We start from the raw sequence: 1,204 nt of genomic DNA on the forward strand, positions 1-1,204 counted from the left end.
TGATCGGCATCGTCCATTTCTTGGAAGCATCTCGGATAGCCAGGTAGATCACCTTTCTAGCTGATTCATCCGTTGGGAAGAGCTTGCGCTTCTTAATCGCTTTTCTAATAACGCTGTTGAGGGATTCAATGGCGTTAGTCGTGTAAATGGCTCGGCGAATATCCTCTGGGTAGTTAAACAGGGTGTTGAGGTTGTCCCAATGCGCCGTCCAAGAGCGACTGATTTGAGGATACTTACTATCCCATCGGTCAGAGAACTGCGCTAGAGCCAGCAGAGCCTCATCTTCTGTGGCTGATTGGTAGATTTTCTTCAGGTCAGTCGTCACCGCTTTATAGTCTTTCCAAGGGACGTACTTGACCGAGTTTCGCACCATGTGGACGATACAGAGCTGTATTTGCGTCTCTGGGAACGCAGTGTTGATGGCGTCAGGAAAGCCTTTTAGCCCGTCAACGCAAGCGATAAGGATGTCTTTTACCCCACGGTTTTGAAGCTCAGTCAGCACGTTAAGCCAGAATTTGGCACCTTCCGTTTCAGAGAGCCACATGCCGAGCAGCTCTTTTTGGCCTTCCATGTTGACGCCTAACGCAAGATAGACCGCTTTGTTGATGACTTGCTTGTCTTGACGCACCTTAACCACGATGCAATCGAGATAGACGATAGGGTAAATTTCGTCGAGAGGTCGCGACTGCCATTCAATCACTTGCTCAAGCACCGAGTCCGTTACTTTTGATATCAGCGTTGGCGAGACATCGGCATCATACATTTCCTTGAACGTTGCGACGATTTCACGTGTGGTCATGCCTTTCGCGTACAAGCTCAATATCTTGTCGTCCATGGATTGGAATCGAGTTTGGTGCTTGCGGACGAGTTGAGGTTCAAAGCTGGCTTCACGGTCGCGGGGAACGTCGATATCGATTTCTCCATCATCGGTGATTATTGACTTGCCCGAGTAGCCATTGCGGGAGTTGGAGCTGGTTCTAGATTGGTGTTTTTGATATCCAAGGTGCTCATCGAGTTCAGCGTTTAACGCCGTTTCAACGGTCACCTTGGTTAACATTTTGCGGAAGTCATCAAGATCAGATTCTGTCTTAATTGACTTTGCTGCTTCACGAGCAAAAGCTTCGAGTGCTTTCTTATCCATATTGTCCATCCTTAGCCTTTAAGGCTTAAGTTTAGACAGTTACACAGAATTCAGGACACTCTC

Annotated in this window: 1 protein-coding gene; it reads right to left on the reverse strand. The window is 47.9% G+C overall.

The genetic code is table 11. From position 1 onward, the window contains the following. On the reverse strand, positions 1-1,141 hold a 1,141-nt coding region (locus tag AACV20_RS12870; protein WP_170895768.1), incomplete at its 3' end, for an IS256 family transposase. Positions 1,142-1,204: the final 63 nt, after the last annotated feature.

The sequence above is a fragment of the Vibrio sp. B4-6 genome, assembly GCF_963888245.1.
GTDB lineage: Bacteria > Pseudomonadota > Gammaproteobacteria > Enterobacterales > Vibrionaceae > Vibrio > Vibrio anguillarum.